The sequence below is a fragment of the Streptomyces sp. NPDC001787 genome, from assembly GCF_040297465.1.
Lineage (GTDB): Bacteria > Actinomycetota > Actinomycetes > Streptomycetales > Streptomycetaceae > Streptomyces.
This window is the reverse complement of sequence record NZ_JBEOZE010000018.1, coordinates 66655-89223: the sequence shown is the minus strand read 5'-3', so window position 1 is coordinate 89223 and position 22569 is coordinate 66655. Positions and strand designations below refer to the sequence as shown.

At 71.8% G+C, this 22569-nt stretch carries 17 protein-coding genes; 6 read left to right on the top strand and 11 right to left on the bottom strand.

Annotation, left to right across the window (positions count from 1 at the left end):
- Positions 1-59 precede the first annotated feature (59 nt).
- On the top strand, positions 60-959 hold the full coding sequence (locus ABT170_RS23910) for a transketolase family protein (protein ID WP_351870555.1): 900 nt from the start codon (positions 60-62) through the stop codon (positions 957-959).
- Between the two features lie 219 nt (positions 960-1178).
- On the opposite strand, the gene ABT170_RS23905 is transcribed toward ABT170_RS23910, so the two are convergent.
- From ABT170_RS23905 to ABT170_RS23880, 6 genes are all read right to left on the bottom strand, one after another.
- Complete coding sequence (locus ABT170_RS23905; protein WP_351870552.1) at positions 1179-2369, bottom strand: Gfo/Idh/MocA family protein; 1191 nt, start codon at positions 2367-2369, stop codon at positions 1179-1181.
- A gap of 42 nt (positions 2370-2411) precedes the next feature.
- Positions 2412-4625 carry a right-handed parallel beta-helix repeat-containing protein gene (locus ABT170_RS23900; RefSeq protein WP_351870549.1) on the bottom strand — a complete coding sequence of 738 codons (2214 nt, stop codon included), beginning with the start codon at positions 4623-4625 and terminating at the stop codon, positions 2412-2414.
- Complete coding sequence (locus tag ABT170_RS23895; RefSeq protein WP_329946081.1) at positions 4622-6088, bottom strand: M1 family metallopeptidase; 1467 nt, start codon at positions 6086-6088, stop codon at positions 4622-4624. The genes ABT170_RS23900 and ABT170_RS23895 overlap by 4 nt, the downstream gene beginning before the upstream one ends.
- Positions 6085-7758, bottom strand: a complete 1674-nt coding sequence (locus tag ABT170_RS23890; protein ID WP_329946082.1) for an extracellular solute-binding protein — start codon at positions 7756-7758, stop codon at positions 6085-6087. The genes ABT170_RS23895 and ABT170_RS23890 overlap by 4 nt, the downstream gene beginning before the upstream one ends.
- 49 nt (positions 7759-7807) lie before the next feature.
- Entirely contained in the window at positions 7808-8668 is an 861-nt protein-coding gene (locus ABT170_RS23885; RefSeq protein WP_329946149.1) for a carbohydrate ABC transporter permease, read from the bottom strand.
- A 103-nt stretch (positions 8669-8771) separates the two neighbouring features.
- The gene (locus tag ABT170_RS23880; RefSeq protein ID WP_329946083.1) at positions 8772-9650 is read right to left on the bottom strand and encodes an ABC transporter permease; all 879 of its coding nucleotides are present in this window, start codon (positions 9648-9650) and stop codon (positions 8772-8774) included.
- A gap of 502 nt (positions 9651-10152) precedes the next feature.
- Here ABT170_RS23880 and ABT170_RS23875 point away from each other — a divergent pair.
- The 5 genes from ABT170_RS23875 to ABT170_RS23855 all read left to right on the top strand — a co-directional run bounded on the left by ABT170_RS23875 (position 10153) and on the right by ABT170_RS23855 (position 18363).
- Positions 10153-11139, top strand: a complete 987-nt coding sequence (locus tag ABT170_RS23875) for a hydroxyacid dehydrogenase (RefSeq protein ID WP_329946084.1) — start codon at positions 10153-10155, stop codon at positions 11137-11139.
- Positions 11140-11198: 59 nt separating this feature from the next.
- Positions 11199-12287, top strand: coding sequence for a LacI family DNA-binding transcriptional regulator (locus ABT170_RS23870; protein ID WP_351870675.1), 1089 nt, complete (start codon positions 11199-11201; stop codon positions 12285-12287).
- A gap of 262 nt (positions 12288-12549) precedes the next feature.
- Positions 12550-13938 carry a M60 family metallopeptidase gene (locus ABT170_RS23865; RefSeq protein ID WP_351870544.1) on the top strand — a complete coding sequence of 463 codons (1389 nt, stop codon included), beginning with the start codon at positions 12550-12552 and terminating at the stop codon, positions 13936-13938.
- A 32-nt stretch (positions 13939-13970) separates the two neighbouring features.
- A complete protein-coding gene (locus tag ABT170_RS23860) occupies positions 13971-16385 on the top strand; it encodes a polysaccharide lyase 8 family protein (RefSeq protein WP_351870541.1) in 2415 nt (804 codons plus the stop codon).
- Between the two features lie 25 nt (positions 16386-16410).
- Positions 16411-18363: a DUF2264 domain-containing protein gene (locus tag ABT170_RS23855; RefSeq protein WP_351870539.1), complete on the top strand. Its 1953-nt coding sequence runs from the start codon at positions 16411-16413 to the stop codon at positions 18361-18363.
- 82 nt (positions 18364-18445) lie between these two features.
- On the opposite strand, the gene ABT170_RS23850 is transcribed toward ABT170_RS23855, so the two are convergent.
- The 5 genes from ABT170_RS23850 to ABT170_RS23830 are packed head-to-tail and all read right to left on the bottom strand — an operon-like array spanning position 18446 to position 22426.
- The gene (locus ABT170_RS23850; RefSeq protein ID WP_329946088.1) at positions 18446-19027 is read right to left on the bottom strand and encodes a GAF domain-containing protein; all 582 of its coding nucleotides are present in this window, start codon (positions 19025-19027) and stop codon (positions 18446-18448) included.
- Positions 19024-19647, bottom strand: a complete 624-nt coding sequence (locus ABT170_RS23845; protein ID WP_329946089.1) for a GTP-binding protein — start codon at positions 19645-19647, stop codon at positions 19024-19026. Before ABT170_RS23845 ends, ABT170_RS23850 begins: the two co-directional genes overlap by 4 nt.
- The gene (locus tag ABT170_RS23840; RefSeq protein ID WP_329946151.1) at positions 19625-19996 is read right to left on the bottom strand and encodes a DUF742 domain-containing protein; all 372 of its coding nucleotides are present in this window, start codon (positions 19994-19996) and stop codon (positions 19625-19627) included. Before ABT170_RS23840 ends, ABT170_RS23845 begins: the two co-directional genes overlap by 23 nt.
- Positions 19997-19998: 2 nt before the next feature.
- Complete coding sequence (locus ABT170_RS23835) at positions 19999-20433, bottom strand: roadblock/LC7 domain-containing protein (protein WP_329946090.1); 435 nt, start codon at positions 20431-20433, stop codon at positions 19999-20001.
- Positions 20434-20440: 7 nt separating this feature from the next.
- Positions 20441-22426, bottom strand: a complete 1986-nt coding sequence (locus tag ABT170_RS23830) for a sensor histidine kinase (protein ID WP_351870534.1) — start codon at positions 22424-22426, stop codon at positions 20441-20443.
- Positions 22427-22569: the final 143 nt, after the last annotated feature.

Genomic DNA, 22569 nt, shown 5'->3' with positions numbered 1-22569 from the left:
ATCCGGTCCCGGCCCGCCCGAACCGCCGACACGACCCGCCGCAACGGAGGAACACCCTCATGGACACCATGCGCGACCGCTTCATTTCCACCACCTCACAGCTCCTGGACGAGGACCCCCGGCTGGCCCTGGTGCTGGCCGAGATCAGCCGCGACGGCTTCGGACAGGCCGAGCGGACCCATCCGGACCGGGTGATCAATGTGGGCATCCGGGAGCAGCTGCTGATCGGGGCGGGCGCCGGAATGGCGCTGACGGGCATGCGGCCGCTGATCCACACCTTCGCCAGCTTCCTGGTGGAGCGGCCGTTCGAGCAGGTCAAGCTGGACCTCGGCCACCAGAACCTCGGCGCGGTCCTGGTCAGTGCCGGTGCGTCGTACGACTGGCCGGCCGGGGGCTTCACCCATATGTCCCCGGGCGACGTGGCACTCCTGGACACGCTCGACGACTGGACGGTACTGGTGCCGGGCCACCCCGACGAGGCCGAGACCCTGCTCCGGCGGGCGGTGGTGGGGGAAGGCCGGGTGTATGTCCGGCTCTCCCTCCAGTCGAACCGTCGGGCGCGGCCCGTAAGCGGGGCCGGATTCACCGTCGTACGGGAGGGGCGGGGCGGCACCGTGATCGCGGTCGGGCCCATGCTGGACAACGTCCTGGCGGCGGTCGAGGGCCTGGATGTGACCGTGCTGTACGCCACGACGGTGCGCCCCTTCGACGCGGCCGGCCTGCGGCGCGCCGTCGGTGCGGGTCCCGGCGCCGATGTGGTGGTCGTGGAGCCGTATCTGGCGGGCACCTCGACGGCGGCGGCCAATGACGCGCTCGCGGAGCTGCCCCACCGGGTGCTCGGCCTCGGGGTGGGGCGGGCGGAGCTGCGGCGGTACGGGCAGATGGACGAGCATCTGGCGGCACACGGACTGGACCCGCAGGGTCTGCGCGAGCGGATCACGGGCTTCCTGCCGGCCTGAGCGGCGGCGGGCGGTCGCGGGGAGCCCCGGCCTGAGCGGCGGCGGGCGGTCGCGGGAAGCCCCGGCCTGCGCGGCGGGCGGTCGCGGGGAGCGGCCTGCGCCCCAAGCGCGGGGAGCCCGGCCTGCGCCGCGAGCGCGGGTCACACCGCCGGCCGTCCGCACGCACGGTCAGGTGGCCGTCCCCGTCTCCCCACGCCGCGAGCCCCGCGCGGGCCGTACTCAGTCCGCGCGCACCTGGCCCCGCTCGAAGTACGCCGCCAGTTCCGGGTCCAGTGCGGGCACCGTGGCCGGGGTGCCGCCGTCGCGCAGCGAGGCCGTGGCCCGTACGCCCGCCGCGACCGCCATCCGGGCCGCCACCGGTGAGGTGTCGGTACGGCCGCCCTCCCGGACGAACCGCAGGAACTCGTCCACGAGCAGCGGGTCGGCGCCGCCGTGCCCGGCGTTGTCCTCGGCGGCCGGGATCTCATGGGTCTCGTCCGCCTCGGGGCGGTAGCCGGAGCGCCTGGTGTTCCAGACCCTCACACAGCCGCCGGGGCCGTCGCCGAAGTTCTCCAGGCGGCCCGCGTCGCCGATGACCGTGTAGTTGCGCCAGTAGTCGGGGGTGAAATGGCACTGCTGGTAGGAGGCCAGCACCCCGTTGTCGAGGCGCATGTTGAGCAGCGACACGTCCTCGACGTCGATGACGGGGTTGAGCGCCCGCTGGGTGTGCGGGGGCCAGTGGCCGTCCTTGGTGTACCAGTCGTCCGCCTTGGGCTCCCCCGGCTCGCGCCGGTGCGGGTTGCCGCCGTAGACCATCAGGTCGCCGAGCGCCTGCACGTCCTGGGCGTAGCCGCCGGCCAGCCAGTGCAGGACGTCGATGTCATGGGCCGCCTTCTGGAGCAGCAGACCGGTGGTGTACCGCCGTTCGGCGTGCCAGTCCTTGAAGTACCAGTCGCCGCCGTATCCGACGAAGTGCCGGATCCAGACGGTCTTCACCTCGCCGATGGCGCCGTCGCGGATCAGGTCGCGCATCAGTCTGACGACGGGCATGTGGCGCATGTTGTGCCCGATGTAGAGCCGGGTCCCGGTCTCGTACGCCGTGCGCAGGATGGTGTCGCAGCGCTCGACGCTGATGTCGAGGGGCTTCTCGACGAAGACCGGCTTGCCCGCCCGGAGTGCTTCGCAGGCCAGGTCCGCGTGGGTGTGGTCGGGGGTGAGGACCAGGACCGCGTCGATGTCCGGGTCCTCGATGACCGCGCGGTGGCCGTCGGACATGGCCGCGCCGGGGAAGGCCGCGGCCGCCTCCGTACGGGCGCGGGGGTCCGGTTCCGCCAGCACGGTGACACGGGCGCCGGAGCCGGGCCGGTGGGCGGTGCGGGCGAGTGAGCCGCGCAGGCCGTAGCCGAGCACGCCGATACGGAGGTCGGTCATGGGGGTCTTCCTTCGTTGTTCAGTGGTGCGTGGTGGCCGGTGTCAGGGGTGGACGAGGACCTGGGAGAGGGCGACGCGTCCGGTTCCGGTGACCTTGATCCTCACGGTGCGGGTGCTGCTGTTCAGGTCCAGAACGGTCGGGCGCAGGGACTTTCCGCTGACGTGTACGGACCCCTCGTCCGTGATGACGTCGAAGTCGGCCGTCGTGGACGCGGCGTCGTTCCAGATCTCGATCTGACGGACGCGCCGCTTCGTTCCGAGGTCGACCTGCCACCAGGCTCCCGCCTCGGCGAGGGTGCGGGTGTCGGTGTTGGTGTCCGCGTCCAGGGCGAGGGCGGCGGTGGCCGTCCCGTCGGTCGAGGACTGGGCCGCGGTGCCCGTACGGGCCAGGTCGGTGCGCAGCTGCTCGACGCGTCCGCCGTGGGCGCCGGCCCGGGAGGCGACGGCCAGTGCGGCGGCCGGCAGCCGGTCGAGGCCGGTGAGGTTGTCCGTCATGACGGAGCCGGTGCCGCCGAGGGCGGGGGCCGCGGTGTCGGTCCAGTTGCCGCGGGCGGTGTTCCGGATGCCGTAGTCCGCCCAGTTGGAGACCCACTTGTAGCCGATACGTGTGATGACGTTCTTCTCGACCAGGATGTGCGAGGACTGTTCGTCGAGGTAGATGCCGTTGCCGTCGCGCTCGGTGTTGCCGAAGGCGGAACGGTTGATGTAGTTGCCGGACAGGACGGTGCCGGGCTGGGCTCCCTGGGTGTAGATCGCGCCGCCGTCGTGCTGCTCCTGGGCCACTTCCATCACGTCGGTGATGCGGTTGTCCGTCACCTTGTTGTCGCGCAGGACGGACGTCTGGGCCTCGGGCTGGTTCCAGCCCCAGCCGACGGAGATGCCGGAGTACGGCAGGTGTTCCAGGGTGTTGTGGTCGACGCTCAGCCCGGCCTCGTATCCGGCCCAGATGCCCACCGAGTCGGTGTACTCGACACCGGAGCGGCGGATCGTGTTGTACGCGACGGTGTTCCGTTCGCCCGCGAGCGCCGTGGCGGGCAGCGGCTCCGTGTCACCGACGTACACCGCGCCGGAGGACAGGTCGGTGAAGGAGGACCGGGTCAGGGCGCTGTCCTTGGTGCCGGCTTCGAGGATCGCGCCCGCCCCGCCGAGGTGCTCGAAGCGCGCGCCGTCGATGCTGACACCCCGGCCGCCGCGCACGGTGAGTGCCGCGGCGGGCTTGGTGTAGTAGCGGCCCGCGTGGTCGACGGGGCCGGTGGCGCCGGTGAGGGTGAGACCGGCCTGCGTGCCCGCGTAGCCCTCGTCCGTACCGGGCTGCCGGTAGGCCGCGTACGCGAAGCCGATGCCGCTGACCGTGATGTCGTGGGCGCCGTCCAGGACGAGGAGCTGTTCGGTGTGCGGGGTGACCACCTGGGCGCGGCGCATGTTCTCGCCCACGCGCGGCAGGTATGTGACCGTACGGGCTTCGGAGTTCCAGGTGAACTCGCCGGGTGTGTCGAGGAGTTCGGGAGCGTTCTCGAAGAATGCGACCCCGCTGTAGCGGGCGGAGTCGACCGTGGTGGAGTCCCAGGAGGGACCGGTGCGGTCGGTGCCGCTCGCGGAATTGGTCCAGCAGGGCTGGGCGAAGGTCATGACGTCGCCGCTGACGCCCGCGATACGGCAGTGGTAGTTGCGCCAGCGGACCCGGATCACCGCTTCGGCGTCAGTGGGGCGCTGCCACCGGGCGATGCCGGTGGCGCCGGCGCCGGTCATCCCCGTCCTCGTGGCGTCGCAGACGGCGGCGGCGCAGGCCTCGCCCCGGGCCCGGACGGCCCGCCGTCCGTCGACGAAGAGCTGGCGCGGGGTGACACCCTCGGGGACGGGGGCGGTCCAGGTGCCGTCGGCGCCGCGCCGCCAGCCGGTGAGGTCGCGTCCGCCGGACAGGACGGGACGGGCGCCGGGGGCCGCGGTCCAGGTCATGGTGCGGCCGTTCTTCCCGGAGTCCTCGGCGCCGAGCTCCAGCGGCTCCGTCAGCCGGTACGTACCTCCCTTGAGGAGTACCCGGACGTCCCGGCCGCTCTCGGTGCGGGCCCGGTCCCGGGCGCCTTCGACGGAGCAGGGCCTGGAGGTCGTGCAGGAGGTGCCGCGCCCGTCGGGGCCCGCGTACAGGGTGCGGGTCCCGGGGGCGGCCTGGGCGGTGGGGGCCGCGAGGAGTGCCGCGAGGAAGGTGGTGGTGACGGCTGCGGCGGTTCCCCGCAGGATGTGCGCGGTGCGGTTCACGCGGTGGCCTTCCAGTCGGGGTGGCCGGGCATGGGCGGGTTCACGGCTCCGAAGAGCCAGTCGCGCAGGAACGGGTCGAGCGACTTCCTGCCGGTGACCTTGACGGTGTGCCGGATGAAGTCCTCGCTGGAGACGTTGCCGTCCTTGTGCCGCTGGGGCCACAGCCGCATCACGCGGTCGAAGTCCCGGTCGCCGATCCGCCGGCGCAGGGCGTACAGGACCAGGGCGCCGCCGTCGTAGATGTTGGTGCCGCCGAGCGCCTTGGGCAGTCCGGGCGGGCCGTCCTTGGCACGGATCGCGTCGAGCTTGCCGTAGGTGGCCTTCATCTTGTCGGCGAGGACGGACCAGCCGCGCTCCTCGCCGTAGAGGGCGGCGTAGTAGACGGCGGGGCCCTCGTTGAGCCAGGCCTGCTGCCAGTCGGCGGGGGTCACGGAATCGCCCCACCACTGGTGGACCAGCTCATGGACCATGGTGGTCTCGTAGCCCGGCCGGCCGTTGGCGTCGGGCTTGAACCAGTTGGTGGAGAAGAGCGAGAGGGTCTGGTTCTCCAGCGCGTCGGTGTAGCCGTCGTAGATGTGGACGCCGTAGACGGAGAACGGGTAGCGGCCGAACTTCGCCTCGCACCAGGCCAGATGGTCGGCGGTGCGGGCGACGATCGGGGCGTAGGTGTCCTCCAGGCCCTGGGGCACGATGTGGCGCAGCGGGAGTCCGCGGTGGCCGGTGCCGTACAGGTAGGTGCCCTTGACGACGGCGATGCCGATCAGTTCGGTCGCCATCCGCTCGCGGAGCGCGAAGTGCCAGACGGTGGAGCCGTCGGCGCGCGGGGTGCGGTGCAGCAGATCGCCGTTGGCGGTGGCGACGAAGCCCTTGGGGGCGCTGATGTGGAAGGTCCAGGTCGCCTTGTCCGACGGGGTGTCGTTGCAGGGCAGGAAGGTGTCGGCGCGGGAGGACTGGGCGGCGGAGGCGAAGCCGCCGTCGGTGCCGAACTTCCAGCCGGTGAGACCGAGCCGGGGCGCCTTGCCGTTGCCCCGGTAGCGGACCTCGACGGTGAACGCCCGGCCGTCGCGCAGGGCGTGGGCCGGGGTGACGGTGAGTTCCTGGCCGCTCCGGCCGGCGGTCAGTTCCCAGGTGGCCGTACGTCCCTGGACGGTGATGGCCTCGATGGTGTGGCCGTCGGTGTCCAGGTTGAACGCGGACAGGTCCTGGGTGGCGCGGGCGTTCATCCTCACGATGCCGGTGAAGTCGTACGTCACCGGGGTGAAGTCGAAGGTGAGGTCGTAGTGGAGGACCTGGTAGCCGCCGTTGCCGAGCGTCGGGAAGAGCGGGTCGCCGACTCCGTCCGAGCCGGGCCTCGGGTCGAAGCGGTGCGGGCGGGCCGTGGCGGGCGTACCGAGGACGGGTACGGCCACGGCCGCGGCGACCGCCGCGCCGCCGAGCCCGAGTAGTGAGCGTCGCGTCGTCACTTCGTCCCCTTCTGGAAGGCCTCTTCGAACTCGCCGCGGGCCTGCTCGCCGCCCTTGGCCAGGTAGTCCTTGAGCAGCTGGTCGTACGCGGACATGGGCTTGCGGCCCGCGACGATGTCCTTGAGCGCGTCCTGCTTGAACGAGTAGAGGCTGCCGTAGCCCTTGGAGTCCCAGGTGGGAGAGGAGTACTGGAGCGTCGGGTCCTGCTCCATCATCGGGACCATCGTGGTGAACGCCTCGTGGACGTGGCGCACGCCCTGCTCGGAGTCGGCGCTGTAGATGGCGGGGACGGCGGAGGCCATGAACTTCCACGGCACCGTGACGTCCTGGGTGCCCTGCTTGGTGAGCGCCGGGTTGCCCTTGGCGTCGCGGGTGAAGTCCGTTCCCTCGACGCCGTAGTTGATCAGCGTGTACTCCTCGCTGCCGAACGGCGAGGCGGCGAAGTCGGCCAGCGCGAGAACCTGTCGCACCCGCTCGCCGGACGCCTTCTTCACATGGGTGTTCTCCAGCTTGACGTTGTCCATCCAGGCGACGGCGCTGTCGCCGAACGGCACGAAGGGGCGCGGGTCGTACGTCTTGTCGATCGCCTTCATGGCGGCGATGTAGCCGACACCGGGCGCCAGGTAGGTGGGCATGCCGTCGTAGACGTACGCCCCCTTGCCGTTCTTGAACATGTCCGTGTACTGGGCCTTCTGCGCCCCGGACATCTGGAGGGTGCCGGGGTAGTAGCAGCCCGACTTGTACAGCGAGCGTGCCGTCTCGATGGCGCTGCGGTACTCGGGGGTCTCCAGGTCGAGGGTGAATTTCCCGCTCTTCGCGTCGAGCCGCCAGGAGTACGGCGCTCCGGCCGACATCGCGAGCACGTTGTTGGCGCCCGCGATGATGGCGTACTGGTCCTTCTTGGGACGCGTCAGCTCCTTGCACGCCTCGACGAAGCGGTCGAGGCCGGTGATCTGGTCGAGGCTCGTGATGCCGATCTCCTCGAAGAGATCGTGGCGGTAGAAGCCGGCGCCGCCGGTGCCGGTGCGGGCGATCGGTATGCCGTAGAGCTTGCCGCCGAAGATCGCGGCCTGCCAGGCGCCCTTCGGGATCGCGGCGAGGTTCGGGTAGTCCTTGATCCTGTCCCCGGCGAGGTACGGGGTCAGGTCGGCGCACTTGGCCTGGAGGAAGGCGGACTTGTTGTCGACGCCGCCGACCTCGGGGTACATGAAGAGGTCGGGCAGGCTGTCGCTGGCCACCATCGTGGAGAACTTGGTGCCGTAGTCGTCTGCGGGGACGGCGGTGATGTTCACCTGGCCGCCGAGAAGCTTCTCGATGCTCTGCCAGGCGGCGTTCTTGCCCCGGGCGGGCGGCGGCGGCGAGAAGGTCTCCATGGTGGCGCTGATCGGGGCCGCCCCCTTGAGCGGGGTGTTCTTCGTCGCGCGCAGCGGCTTGGCCGGGTAGCCGAAGAAGCCCTGCGGCACCCCGGCGGCGGTCGCGGCCAGGTCGGGCTTGAGGCCGATGTTGCGGATCGCCGTGGTGGGCAGCAGCGAGGCGCTCTTGGCCTCCGCCTTGGCCACGGTGCCGCCGTCGCCGCAGGCGGCGAGCAGCGGGGCGGCGGCCAGCCCGAGACCGAGGCCCGCACCCATGCGGAACAGGGATCTGCGGTTGATGGGGGTGGAGCTCGACACAGGATCTCCTTGGGAGAGGGGGAGGAGGAACGGTCCGGGGCGGTCGTGCTCAGCCCTTGATGGCGCCGGTGAGCACGCCCTTGGTGAAGTAGCGCTGGAGGAAGGGGTAGACGAGCAGGATCGGTACGACGGCGATCACGAGGACGGCCATCTGCACGGCCTGCTGCGGTGCGAGCGCCTCGCCGGCCGAGGCGCTGTTGAGGCTCTGGCCCTGGAGGACGTAGGTCCGCAGCACCATGGGCAGCGGCCACTTGTCGGAGTCGTTGAGGTACAGCAGCGCGTTGAAGAAGGCGTTCCAGTAGGTCACCGCGTAGAAGAGGCTGATCACGGCGAGGACGGCCTTGGACAGCGGCAGGACGATCCGTACGAGGATGCGGAAGTCCCCGGCGCCGTCGACCTTCGCCGCGTCGTACAGCTCCTCCGGGAGGTTCATGAAGAAGGACCGCAGGACGACCAGGTTGAAGGCGCTGACCAGGGTGGGCATGACGAGCGCCGCGTAGGTGTCGTACAGGCCGAGGCCCTTGACCAGGAGGAAGTTGGGGATGATGCCCGCGTTGAAGAGCATGGTGAACAGCGCGATCATCAGGATGAAGCGGGAGCCGGTGACGTCGCGGCGGGAGAGCCCGTAGGCCATGCCGACGGTGACGAGCAGGCTGGCGAGCGTGCCGAGGAGGGTGATGCCGATACTGACGAGCAGCGCCCGGCTGACGACGCCGCCGGTGAAGATGGTGCGGTAGGCGTCCAGGGTCGGGTGGTCGGGCCACAGGACGAGGCCGGTGGAGCGGATGATGTCGCTCTGCGAGGCGAAGCTCGTGCCGATCACTCCGAGCAGCGGATACGCGACGGCGGCGACCACGACCACGATGGCCAGGCCCTTGGCGAACCGGCCGAGCCGGGTGGGCCGTTCCATCCACGGCGGACGGCCGTCGGACGTCGCGGCGCGGCCGGAGCGGGCGTTACGGGTGGTCTTCTTCGCCGGTTCCGTGCTGGGGACGGGACCGGCGGGCGGCTTCTCAGCGGTCAGCACCGCGGTACACCCCTTCGTGGCCGAGGCGGTGGGCGAACTTGTTGGCGCCCAGGACGAGTGCGGTGCCGATGACCGCCTTGACGAGTCCGACGGCGGCGGCGACGCCCCAGTCGTTGTCCTTGATGCCGTGGTAGTAGACGTAGGTGTCCAGGACTTCACCGGCGTCCGGGCCGACCGCGTCGCGCTGGAGCAGGATCTGCTCGAAGCCGACGGAGAGGATCTGCCCGAGGTTGAGGATGAGCAACAGGATCAGGACCGGTGCGATGCCGGGCAGGGTGACGTGCCAGAGGCGCCGCCGGGGGCCCGCGCCGTCGATCGCGGCGGCCTCGTACTGCTGTTTGTCGATGTTCAGCAGCGCGGCCAGGATGATGATCGTGCCCCAGCCGGCGTCCTTCCAGGCCACTTGGAGGGTGAGCAGCCAGGGGAAGACGTCGGGGTCGCTCATCATGTCGTAGCGCGGGAGCCCCATCCCTCCCAGCACGTCGGGCAGGAGACCCGCGCCGCCCAGGATCTGCTGGAAGATCGAGACGATGATGACCCAGCCGATGAAGTGCGGCAGATAGACGACGCTCTGCACGAAGCGCCGCAGCCGCTCGCTGACGATGCTGTTGAGCAGCAGGGCCAGGGCGATCGGGATGGGGAAGAAGAACACCAGCTGGACGAGGGCGATCTCCAGGGTGTTGAAGGTCGCGGACCAGAAGGCCGCGTCACCGAACGCCGCCGTGAAGTTGGAGAAGCCGACCCAGACGCTGTGCATGTAGCCGAGGTAGGGCTGATAGTCCTGGAACGCCACGACGTACCCGAGCAGCGGGACGTAGTGGAAGACGATGAAGTACAGCAGTCCGGGCAGCGTCAGCAGGAGCATCACGCGGTCCCGCTTGAGGCGCTGCCTGAGTGTCAGGCGGTGCTGTACGGGTGCGGTTGCCGGGCCGGAGGGCGACGGGGCGGTCGGCGGTGCGGGCGCTTCGGCCCCCTGCCGCCGTTTTGACCGCTTTTCCCGCGGCAGCGGAGGTGCTGTTTCAGCCATGGTGCGTCCTGTTCGGCTGGGTGGCGCGTGGTGAGCCTTCTGCGGCGGCAAGTTAGTAAGCGGTTAACCCAAAGGTCAAGAGATCTGAGGAAAAGGCTGCGATCCGGGATCATCGCGAGATCAATTCCGGGGGAACAGAACCATCAATTCGCGCACCAAATAGGGCAATCAGCTTCGAGTGTCGCTTGACGCTCGGCCGCCCATGTCCCTAGCGTGCCGGTCATTCCATAGAACGCGATTACTGTCCGGAGGCAGGGTGCGAACCACCGAAGAGGCACCGGCTCGATCCGGTGCCGATGCCGCGACACCGCCCCCCGAGCGGCCGCGCACGGTCCTGGTCATGAGCCCCGGGCTGCTGGACGACGTCTTCCCGCCCCCGGTACGGGCCCGGCTCGAAGAGATCGCCGAACTGCACAACCCCACGGTGATCAGCGAGTTCGACTCACCGCAGGCCGCGGCGGCACTGGCCGGGGCCGAGGTCCTGCTGACCGGCTGGGGCTGCCCTCCCGTGGACGCGGCGCTGCTGGCCCGTGCGCCCCGGCTGCGGGCGGTGATCCACGCGGCCGGCACGGTGAAGACGTTCCTGTCACCCGACGCCTTCGACCGCGGCATCGTCGTCTCCTCCGCGGCGGTCGCCAACGCCGTGCCGGTGGCGGAGTACACGCTCGCCGCGATCATCATGGGCGCCAAGCGGGTCTTCCCGCTGGCCGAGCTGTTCCGCACCCGGCGCACCCACCGCACCGGAGCCGACCTCGACCGGCAGCACTGGCTCGGCACGCACGGGCTGACCATCGGCGTGATCGGCGCCTCCCGGATCGGCCGCCGGGTCATCGAGCTGCTGAGGGTGCTGGATGCCGAGGTGCTCCTGTACGACCCCTACGTCGGGGCGGCCGAGGCGGAGCTCCTCGGCGTCACACCGGCCGATCTGGACACACTGGTGGCGACGAGCGACGTGGTCACCGTGCACGCCCCCGACACCCCGGAGACCCAGGGGCTGATCGACGCCCGCCGGATCGGGCTGATGCGTCCGGGAACCCTGCTGGTCAACACCGCGCGCGGCCCGCTGGTGGACACCGAGGCGCTGACCGCGCACCTGGTCAGCGGCCGGCTCGACGCGGTCCTGGACGTCACCTTCCCCGAGCCGCTGCCGTCGGACCACCCCCTGTGGGACCTGCCGAACGTCTTCATCACCCCGCATCTGGCGGGTGCCCAGGGCAACGAGATCGGGCGCCTGGGCGCGCTCGCCGTCGAGGAACTCGCCCGGTACGCGGACGGATCACCGTTCGCCCACCCGGTGCACCGGGCCGACCTGGGGAGGATCGCATGAACCCCACCGCCCCGCAGGCTCTAGGCTCGGCGTCACACAACAGCCAGGGGGTGAGCCGGATGCGCCGGCAGAGCACGGCCGCGGACGGACAGCGGCGGGCGACGGTCACGGATGTGGCGCGGCGCGCAGGCGTCTCGACGGCGACCGTCTCCCGGGTCCTGAACCGCAACTACCCGGTGGCCGAGGCCACCCGGGAGCGGGTCGAGTCCGCCATGCGCGAGCTCGGCTATGTGGTCAACGCCCATGCCCGCGCGCTGGCCGGGGTCTCCAACCGCACCGTCGGCATCATCGTCAACGAGGTCATCGACCCCTTCTACGCCTATATCGCCCGGGGCGTGGAGCGGGAGGCCGCGCTCGGCGGCCGGCTCTGCCTGGTCTGCTGCACCCAGGGCGACCCGCAGCGCGAGCTGGCCTTCATCGACCTGATGCACGAGCGCCGGGCCGACGCGGTCGTGGTGGTCGGCGGCAGCATCGCCGACCGCGGCTACACCTCCGAACTGGCCCGCCGGGCCCGGGAGCTGGACGCGGGCGGCTCGAAGCTGGTGCTGTGCGGCAGACCGCCGCTCGACGATCCCGCCCCGACCGCGGCGGTGGAGTACGACAACGAGGGCGGCGCCTTCGCCATCACCGACCATCTCCTGATGCAGGGCCATGAGCGGATCCTCTACCTGGGCGGCCCGCCCAAGCTCTCCACCACCCGCGACCGGCTCGCCGGACATCTGCGGGCCCTGGAGCTGCGCGGGGTGCCCCAGGACCGCGACCTGGCGCAGCCCGGCGCGTTCAGCCGCGGCTTCGGATACCGGAGGATGGCCGAACTCCTGCGGGACGGGCCGGACTTCACGGCCGTTTTCGCCGCCAACGACATGGTGGCCGCCGGGGCGGCACAGGCCCTGGAGGAGGCCGGTCTGCGGGTGCCCGAGGACATCTCCCTGGTGGGGTACGACGACATTCCGGTCGCCCAGGAGCTGCGGCCCCGGCTGACCACGGTCCACGTACCGCTGGAGGAGATGGGCCGGCAGGCGGTGCGTCTGGCGGTCTCCGGCGACGACGACTGGCGCGAGCCGACCACGGGTGCGCTGAGGCTCGGCACCCACATCGTGGTGCGCGACTCGGTGGCTCCGAGGGCGGGACGCGGCAGCAGGACATGACGGGGGTGGGCGGGGCAGGTGCTCGGCTCAGGTGACGGCGGCCGGCCGGACCTGTGCGGAGGCCGCGCTCGTGCCCGTACCCGCGTCGGCCGTCGGCCGGGTGAGACCGCTTACCGGGCTCCGGCTCCCGCTCGGCCATAGTAAATCGTAGTAACTTCCCCACTCCCCTTGCGGCTTTGTAGCAACCGCTTACATGCTGACGGCGGGTTCATCACCCCCGCACGCTTTGGCCCCTCACTCATTTCTGCAGGGAGAGTTCCGCATGCGCTTCTCCGCCTCAGCCGCCACGGATGCCACCGCTGCCGCCGCGGCCACCCCCGTAGGCCGCCGATCCGTCCTCGCCGCGGCAGCCAGTGCCGGGGTCCTGGCCGCGCTGGGCGCCGCCGCGGCACCGGCGGCCGCCCGCGGCTCCGCGACGGCGTCCGCCCACCGGCCGGTCCGGGTCACCGTGACCGCCCGCCCCGCGGCCGAGTCCGAGCGGCTGCGTCTGGCCCAGGCCCTGCGCAGCAGCGAGTTCCAGCCCACCGGCCGCTATGTCGCGCCGGGCACCGCACTGAGCCTCACCGTCCAGCCGCACGACGGCCTCGTACCGACCCTCTGGATCGGCGCCTGGGACTACTACGGCGAGATCAAGGAACCGCGCGGCTACCCGCTCACCGCGGGCGCGAACACCGTCACCGACCCGCACGGCGGCCCGGTCTATCTCACCCTCACCGGCAGCGGCGAGCGGGCGGGGGTGCTGTTCAGGTCCGGTTCCGTGGCCATGCCCGTCTTCACCCTGGGAAGCACCCACGAGGCCGGTTTCCAGCAGCAGCTGGACACGCTGACGGACTCCCCGTACGTCGAGCTCCACGCACCGCACACGATCATGACACTCACCCGTGAGGGCGCGCTCCTGTACCGCGGCGAGGACCACGCCGCCCTGCTGCGGCTGGTCGAGCGGATCATCGACTCGGCCGCGCGGGTCAGCGGGCTGGACGGCTCGAAGCCGGTGCACCGGCGCAAGGCGGGCCCGTACCACTTCACCGAGGTCAGCAAGGTGCCCACCGGGGTCGGCGCCTACGCCACACACGGGTACAACGGCTTCCCGCGCGCCTACCTCGACCGGGCGACCACCGTGGAGGGGCTGCGCACCCGCGGCTGGGGGCTCTACCACGAACTGGGGCACCTCCACCAGCAGATGGCGTACAAGCCGGGCGGCCTCACCGAGGTCACGGTGAACATCTACTCGCTGGCGGCCCAGCGTGCCCTGGACCAGCCCTCCAACCTGCTCACCGTCGACCCGGCGACCGGGCTCACCGTCTTCCAGACCTCACGGGCCAAGTTCGGTACGGCCGGACTGACGTACGAGAAGTCCTTCAGCGCCTACGAGAAGCTCGTCCCGCTCCGGCAATTGGAACTCGCCTTCGGCGACGACTTCTGGCCCCGGCTGCACAAGCTGGTGCGCGAGGAGAACCCGCAGTCCGACTACACGGAGAACGACAAGCGCTACCGGGCACTGGCGACCTGCTCCAGCCGCGTCGCCGGCCATGACCTCACCGACTTCTTCCTCACCACCTGGGCCTTCCCGGTCGACGCCGTCGGCAGGGCGGAGCTGGCGGCGCTGAACCTGCCGAAGCCGCCCGTGGACCCGAGCACCCTCAGCGACTGAACACACGGGAAGAGAGCCGGCAAGGAGCCAGCATGGACATGAGCAGAAGGACCCTTCTCGCCGCCACCGGCGCCACGGCCGCCACCGCGCTCGTCGCGACGGCAGGCCCCGCCTCCGCCACCGGGCGCGCCGCCGCCGCGCCGGATCCGGACGACTTCGCCACCCTTCTCGGACGGGCCGAAAGCCTTCTGACCGGGGGCGCGTTCGATCCCGCGGACGCCGACTTCGCCACCGCGGTCGCCACGCTCGACACCACGGCGCGCGGTCTGTGGAACTCCCTGGACCGGACCGCCGGCCGGACCGCGCTGTGGCCCGACCTCGCGCCGGTCACCGACGCCGGCAATTTCGGCCAGAGCTACACCCGGCTGCGCACGATCGCCACCGCCTGGGCCACCCCCGGCACCTCGCTCACCGCCGACACGGAGGTGGCCGACGCCCTCGTCGCCGCCCTCCGCTTCACCCATGACACCGCGTACAACCCCGCCAGGCCGGAGAAGGGCAACTGGTGGTTCTGGGAGATCGGCGCACCGCGCGCCCTGATGGACTGCTGTGTGCTGCTGCGCGAACGGCTGCCCGCCGCAGATCTGGCGGACCATCTGGCCGTCGTCGACCGGTTCTGCCCGAACGCGGACCGGCGCACCAACTCCCCCACGCTCGCCGAGACCGGCGCCAACCGCACGGACAAGGCGGTGATCGTCGCGCTGCGGGGGCTGCTCGGACGGGACGGGGCCAAGCTGGTCTCCGCCCGCGACGCCCTCTCCGACGTACGCGACGGAGGACGCAACAGCCTCTTCCGGTACGCCGCCTCGGGTGACGGGTTCTACGAGGACGGCTCGTTCGTCCAGCACGACGTGGTCGCGTACACCGGTACGTACGGCACCGTCCTGCTGAGCGGCTGCGCCCATCTGCTGGCGCTGCTGGCCGGTTCGCCGTGGGCCGTCGCGGACCCGGCGGTCTCGGTGATGTACGAGGCCGTCGAGCGGTCCTTCACGCCAGTGCTCTTCGACGGTCTGATGATGGACGCGGTGCGCGGACGCGCCGTCTCCCGGGAGCGGGCGGGCGACCACCGGGACGGGGCGGCGGCCGTGTCCGCGATCCTGCTGCTGGCGACGGGCGCGCCCGCCGCGTACGCCGGCCGGTGGCGCTCGGTCGTCAAGGGCTGGCTGACCCGTAATCGGACCGCGCCGTTCACCGCCTTCGCATCGCTCCCCCAACTGGCCCTGGCCAAGGCCGTCCTGGACGACCGCGGGATCGACGCGGCGCCGCGTACCACGGGCCTGTTCGTCTTCGCCGACATGGACCGGGTGGTGCACCGGCAGCCGCGCTGGGCGTACACCCTGTCGCTCTCCTCGAAGCGGATCTCGGCCTACGAGGCGGGCAACGGCGAGAACCTGCACGGCTGGTACACCGGCGACGGCATGAGCTATCTCTACGACGCCGACGACCTGGGGCAGTTCAACGACGGTTTCTGGCCCACCGTCGATCCCTACCGGCTGCCCGGCACCACCGTCGTCACCGGGCGGCGCGCCGATCTCGGCACCGGCGGCGGGACCTCCACCTACCGGCCGTCCAACGCGGTCGCGGGCGGCGCGGTCCTCCACTCCCGGTACGGCGCGGCGGCGATGGAACTGACCGGTGCCCCGGGTACGACGCTGCGGGCGAGGAAGTCGTGGTTCCTGCTCGACAACGCCGTGATCGCGCTCGGCGCGGGGATCACCTCGGGCGACGGGCAGCCGGTCGAGACGGTCGTCGAGAACCGCGGCCTCGGTGCGGACGGCCGGCACCGGCTGATCGTGGACGGTGTCCGGCAGCCGTCCTCGCAGGGCTGGTCCAGGGATTTCGACCGGGCCCACTGGGCGCACATCGAGGGGGTGGGCGGCTATGTGCTGCCCGAGGGCGCCGCGCTGCGCACCCTGCGCGAGGAGCGCACGGGCACCTGGCGTTCCATCAACACCGGTGCGGACACGGGGGGTTCGGACACTCCGCTGACCCGTCGCTATCTGACGCTGTGGGTCGACCACGGGGTCTCCCCCACCGACGCGCGGTACGCCCATGTGCTGCTGCCCGGGGCGTCGGCCGCCGCCACGGCCGTCTGGTCGCACTCCAGGCCCGTGCGGGTCCTCGTCAACGACGCGGGCGCGCAGGCGGTCGAGGTGCGCAGGCAGGGGCTGACGGCGGTGAACTTCTGGGCCGCGGGCACGGTCGGCGGGATCACCTCCTCCGGTCCCGCGTCGGTCCTGGTACAGCGGCGCGGTCCACGGATCTCGGTCGCCGTGTCGGACCCGGGCCGCACCCTGACCGGCCTCACCGTCGAGCTGCCGCACCGCGTGCGTACGGTGGACAGCGCCGATGACACCGTGAGCGTGGTGCCGGGCCGCCGCCCGGTCCTCACCGTGGCGGTCGGTGGCTCCCGCGGCCACACCCACCGCGCCGAACTCGTCCAGTAACCCACTCCAGAGGAGCAGCACCACCATGTCCGTCGCCCCGCATCTGCGTCTGCCGCCGCCCGACCGGCTCCTGTCCTCCCGCACCGGCTGGACCCGGGCCCACTGGGAGGTGACGGCGGACCGGATGCTGGACGCGCTGGTGCCGTACGCGACCCCCGGCCTCGCCCAGTACCGGCTGCCCGGCCGGTCGAGCTGGTCGGGGGTCGTCTCGGACGGGCTGGAGGGGTACGCCCGCTCCTTCCTGCTCGCCGCGTGCCGGATCGCGGGGGCGGGCGGAGCGGTCGACCCGGCGCTGATCGAGCGGTACGCGACGGGGCTCGCCTCCGGTACGGACCGCGACAGCGGCGAGTCCTGGCCGGAGCTGACGGACTGCTCGCAGCAGATGGTGGAGGCCGCCTCGATCGCGGTCGCCCTGCACGAGACCCGGCCGTGGATCTGGGACCGGCTGGACGCCCGGGTCCAGGAGCGGGTCGTCGACTGGTTCTCCGGGTTCGTGGGCGGGCGTACCTGGGACAACAACTGGCGGCTGTTCCAGGTGGTGTCCGAGCAGTTCCTCGCCTCGGTGGGCGCTCCCCACAGCCGCTCCGACATCGAGTCCAGCCTCGACAGGATCGAGGACTGGTACGCCGGTGACGGCTGGTACACGGACGGGGACGGGCGGAACTTCGACTACTACATCGGCTGGGCGATGCATCTGTATCCGCTGCTGTGGTCGCGGATGGTGGGTCCCGGTGACGACGGGGGCCGTACCGCCGTCTACCGGGACCGGCTCAGCCGGTTCCTGGAGGACTACCCGCACTTCTTCGGTGCCGACGGCGCTCCGGTGCACCAGGGGCGCTCGCTGACGTACCGGTTCGCCGCTCTCGCTCCGGTGTGGATGGGCGCGCTGGCCGACTGCACCCCGCTGGCGCCGGGGCTCACGCGCCGGCTCGCCTCCGGCACCATGCGGCACTTCGCCGAGCGCGGGGTGCCGGACGAGCGGGGGCTGCTGACGCTCGGCTGGTACGACACGTTCCTGCCGGCCACCCAGCCGTACTCGGGGCCCGCGTCCCCGTACTGGGCCAGCAAGGGCTTCCTCGGGCTGCTGCTCCCGGCGGACCACGCGGTGTGGACGGCGCGCGAACTGCCGCTGCCCGTCGAGGAGTCCGACCGGTACACCGCGCTGCCGGCGCCCGGCTGGCTGCTGCACGGCACCCGGCACGACGGCATCGTCCGGCTGGTCAACCACGGCAGCGACCACAATCCGCCGTACGACCCCGCGGACGACCCGGCGGACGGCGAGGAGGACCCGCACTACGCGAAGCTCGCCTACTCCAGCGCGACCGCGCCCGAATCGGCCCCGCACGCGGCGGCCCGGGGCATCGACAACCATCTGGCGCTGCTCGCCCCCGACGGCACCCCCAGCCGCCGCGGCCGCGTCCACCCGCTGCGCTGCGAGGGGCGCACGGCGGCTTCCTGGTACGCGGCCCGGCTGCCGGGCGACGAGCAGAGGTACCGGATCGCGACGACGAGTGTGCTGCACGGCCCGTGGGAGATCCGCGTCCACCACATCGACGCGCCCGAGGGGGCGGCCGTGCGGGAGGGCGGTCACGCGGTGGCGCACGCCGAGCGCCCGGTGGCGACGTCCGGGCCCGGGTGGGCCATGGCCCGTACGGCCGACGGGCTGAGCAGCGCGGTGGTCGCGCTGTACGGCTGGGAGGGAGCGACGGGCGCCGACGGGAGCGGGGCGGAGGCGGCCGGGGCGGAGGTGGCCAGGGATGTGCAGTCCAACGCGTACGGCCCGTATTCCGCGATCCCGTATCTGCGCCGGGACCGTCATCCGGGCGGCCGGAGCGTCCAGGTGTCCCTGATCGCGCTCTCCCGCGACACCCTGCATCCACGGGCGCTGCGGGACTCGGTCTCGGTGCGGGTGGCCGCCGGTGGGACGTCGGTGGTGCTGGCCTTCCTGGACGGCACGACGGTCGAGGTGACGGACTGACCGGCGACTGACCGGCGACGGGCCGGGGCCGGGGAGCGGACGGCGGACGGCGGGCGCGGGGGGGAGCGGGGTGGCGGCGCGGTCAGCGCGGGGACGCCCCCCTGCGGTCGATCTGGACGACGATCTCCTGGGCCAGCGACTTGATGGTGGCGAGCCCGGCCCGCCCCCAGGGGCGCGGCACGGTGTCGACGGCGCAGACGGTTCCCAGGGCGATGCCCGTGCGGTCGATGAGGGGCGCTCCGAGGTAGGAGCGGATGCCTATCTCGTCGACGACCGGATTCCCGGCGAAGCGCGGGTAGTCGCAGACGTCGTCCAGGACGAGTGCCTTGCGCCGGACGAGAACGTGCGGGCAGTAGCCGTGGTCGCGGGCCATGTAGCGGGCGCTTCGGCCGCTGCCCGCCGCGGCGGCGCCGAGGTCGGTGCCGCGCCGGTTGCCCGCGGGGGTGTGCAGCCCCGCGAAGAACTGCCGGTTCTCGTCGATGAAGTTGACCATCGAGAAGGGGGTCGCGGTCACTTCGGCGATCTTGTCGGCGAAGTCGTCGAAGCTCTCGAAGGAGGTGTCGGCCCGTTCCCCGAGACCGAGGGCGCGCAGCCGCTCCGTGCGGACGAGACCGTCCCGGTCGACCGGCGTCAGCAGGAGGCGGCCGCCGGAGTAGTGGTTCATGGATGGGCTCCGAAGGTCTGGAGCGGGGCGGGGGCCGACGTGGCGTTGATGAGGTGCTGGACCAGGGTGACCAGCGCGCCCGTGCCGGAGCTGGCGATCCGCGCGTCGCAGAGGACGACCGGCACCTCGGGTCCGAGGTCGAGCGCGGCCCGTACCTCGTCGGGTTCGTAGCGGTAGGCTCCGTCGAACTCGTTGACGGCGACGATGAATCCGATCCCGCGCCGCTCGAAGAAGTCGACGGCGGCGAAGCATTCCGCCAGGCGCCGGGTGTCCGCCAGCACGACGGCCCCCAGCGCGCCTTGGGAGAGTTCGTCCCACATGAACCAGAAGCGCTCCTGGCCGGGTGTGCCGAAGAGGTAGAGCACGTGCTGGTCGGAGAGCGTGATCCGGCCGAAGTCCATGGCCACGGTGGTGGACGTCTTGGACTCGACGCCTTCGAGGCTGTCGGTCGCCGCGCTGACCTGGGTCAGCAGTTCCTCCGTGCTCAGCGGGGCGATCTCGCTGACCGCGCCCACGAACGTCGTCTTGCCGACGCCGAAGCCTCCCGCGACCAGGACTTTGAGGGCGACGGGAAAGAACGCGGAGGTTCCGGTGCTGTCAGAGCTGTCGTCGTAGACCATCGAGCACTGCCTCCAGCAGGGATCGGTCGGTGGGAAGGTCATGGAATGCGGGGGCGTGGGCGGTGACGGCTCCGCAGTCGACCAGGTCGCACAGGAGGACCTTGGTGACGACCGCGGGCAGTCGCAGGAGTGCGGCGATCTCGGCGACGGACATCGGCTCCTTGCACAGAGCCAGGGCCTCGGTGTGCTCGGGGCCGAGAGGGATCCGGGGCTCGCTCCCGGTCGCCATGATCAGGGAAAGCAGGTCGAGCGTGGCCGACGGCCGGGTGCGGCCGTTGATCACGGTGTACGGGCGGATGAGCCGGCCGGCCGCGTCGTCCAGCAGGGGCCCGTCCTGCCCGGCCGGCATCCTCACAGCCCCGGAGTGAACGGCGCCCCGGCCGTCTGCCGCAGCGGGGTCACCAGATAGGGCCGGACGCTCTTGACCAGCATGGCCATCTCGTAACCGAGCACGGCGGCGTCCGCCTCGCGCCCGGCCAGGACGGCCAGACATGTGCCGGATCCGGCGGTGGAGACGAACAGCAGCGTCGCGTCCAGCTCGACGACCACCTGCCGCACGTCCCCGTTGTCGCCGAATCTGGCCCCGGCACTGCGGCCCAGGGAGTACAGCCCGGCGGCCAGGGCCGCCATGTGGTCGGCGCTGTCGGGGTCCATCCCGTGGACGGACTTCACCAACCCGTCGGCGGAGAGCAGAACCGCGCTGCGCGTATAGGGCACGCGCTGGACCAGCCCGCTCAGCAGCCAGTCCAGGTCCGAGACCTGACCGGACGGCATTTCGCTCGCCATGGTGCATCTACTCCTTGAAAGTGGTGTCTTCTCGGGGGTTCGGAACGACCGGTCCCCTGTCCGGGAGGAAGGGCTCGCGCTCGTGGGGTACGTACGGGTGCGGCTCGTACTGCTCCGGTGCGTGCGGCTGCGGCTGTTGCGGCGCGTGGTGCGAGGGCTGGTGCCCGTCCGGTGCGTGCTGCTGCGGTGCGTACTGCTCCGGTGCGGGCTGGTCCGGTACGAAGGGCGGGCTCTGCCCCCGTACGGGCAGCGGGGCCAGGGACTCCAGCGGGGCGTCCAGCGCGCTGGGCGCCGGCGGCCCGAATCCGCCGCCCGCCTCGTGGGCGCCCGGGGCGCCCTCCTCGGGGGAATGCGCCTCGGCGAGACCGACTCCCCGTCTGAAGGCCGCCATCAGCCCCGGATCGTGCAGGGTGTGCTCGCCCTCGACGCGTGGGGCGGGCGCCTCCCTCAGCTGGGGCACCAGGTTCTCCTGGTTGGCCCGCCTGGGCAGTTCGGGGCGGAGCTCGGCGGTCGGGGGCCGGTCGGCGCGTTCGGGGCCTTCGACGTGTTCCGCGCGTTCGACGTGTTCCGCGCGCAGCGGCAGCGGAGGGCCCTGGCCCTCGCGCAGGGACTGCTGCGGGGGCTGCGGCAGCCGGGGCGGGCGCTGCTCCGAGGGGATGGACGGTGGCTGCCGCGTCCCGGTGCCGTCCTGGGCCGGTGGCCGGTGAACCGCCCCCGGCGGTGGGACGGGGACGGCGCCGGGGGCCGCCGGGCCGTCGATGTCGATGCCGAGCAGGTCCTGCGGCAGGACGAGCACCGCCTGTGTGCCTCCGTAGATATTGCTCTGGAGGCGGACGGCGATGCCGTGGCGGCGGGCCAGGGCCGAAACGACGAACAGGCCGATCCTGCCGTCCTGGAGGAGATGGCCGACATTGACCTGGTCGGGATCGGCGAGCAGGGCGTTCATGCGCTTCTGTTCATGGACCGGCATGCCGAGACCGCGGTCCTCGACCTCCAGGGCCAGCCCGGCCGTGACGTGCTGGGCGCGCAGCAGCACCTGGGTGTGCGGGGCGGAGAACACCGTGGCGTTCTCGACGAGTTCGGCCAGCAGGTGGATGACATCGGCCACGGCGTGCCCGCGCAGGGTGCCGTCGATCGGCGGCACCAGCTTCACCCGGGGGTACTGCTCGACCTCGGCGATCGCCGAGCGCAGCACCTCGGTCATGGTGACCGGGTTGCTCCACTGGCGGCGGGAGACTGCTCCGCCGAGCACGGCGAGGTTCTCCGCGTGGCGGCGGATCCGGGTGGCCAGATGATCGACGTGGAAGAGGCCCTTGAGCAGGTCGGGGTCCTCGACCTCGTGCTCCAGCTCGTCGAGGATCTGGATCTCGCGGTGGACGAGCGACTGCAGGCGCCGGGCGAGGTTGACGAAGACCTCGACCTTCTGCTCGTTGCCGGCGTTGCTGAAGAGCTGGGAGGCCTCGACGACGGCGGCCACGGCCGCCTCGTGCGAGCGGCCCATTTCCTGGCCGAGCAGGTCGAAGGTGTCGCCGCCCGGGGCGGGGGCCGGTGGCGGCGGCCGGTCGCCCACCGGTTCGCCGTTGCGGAGCCGCTCCATGACCTGCTCCAGCTCCAGCTGCGCCTGGGCGCCCGCACGGCGGAGGTCCAGGGCCCGGTCGAGCACTCCGGAGGCGACCCGGCCGGCCCCCAGCCAGGCCGCGGCGACGGCCGCGACGGCGAGCGCCGCCGATCCGCCGAGCGCGGCCCAGAGGCTGCCGGAGGGGCTGACGGCGCTGGAGCGGATGGTGAAGATGACGGCCGCGGCACCGCTCAGCAGGGCGGCGATCGTCGGCAGCAGAGCGGTGCGCAGCAGCTGAGGGCGTATACGGACATCGGGGGGCGGCTGCGCGGCGCGGGGCCTGCTCGTGGCCGAGTGGGAGCGTGCACCCGGGCGTCCGTGCCGGCCGCCCTCTCGGCGTTCCGGTCGCGCGTCGGGTGCGCGAAGTTGAGACATCAGCGTCCTCGGTATGTGGGACACCGGGAATCGGCGTTCATGCGGTGGCACCTACGGTGGTCGGTCAGGCTCGGCGGATCGGTCGGGCGGGCTCGCGGAGCATGAGCCCACCGTTGATCACCGGACACACACGGTAGTCGTCA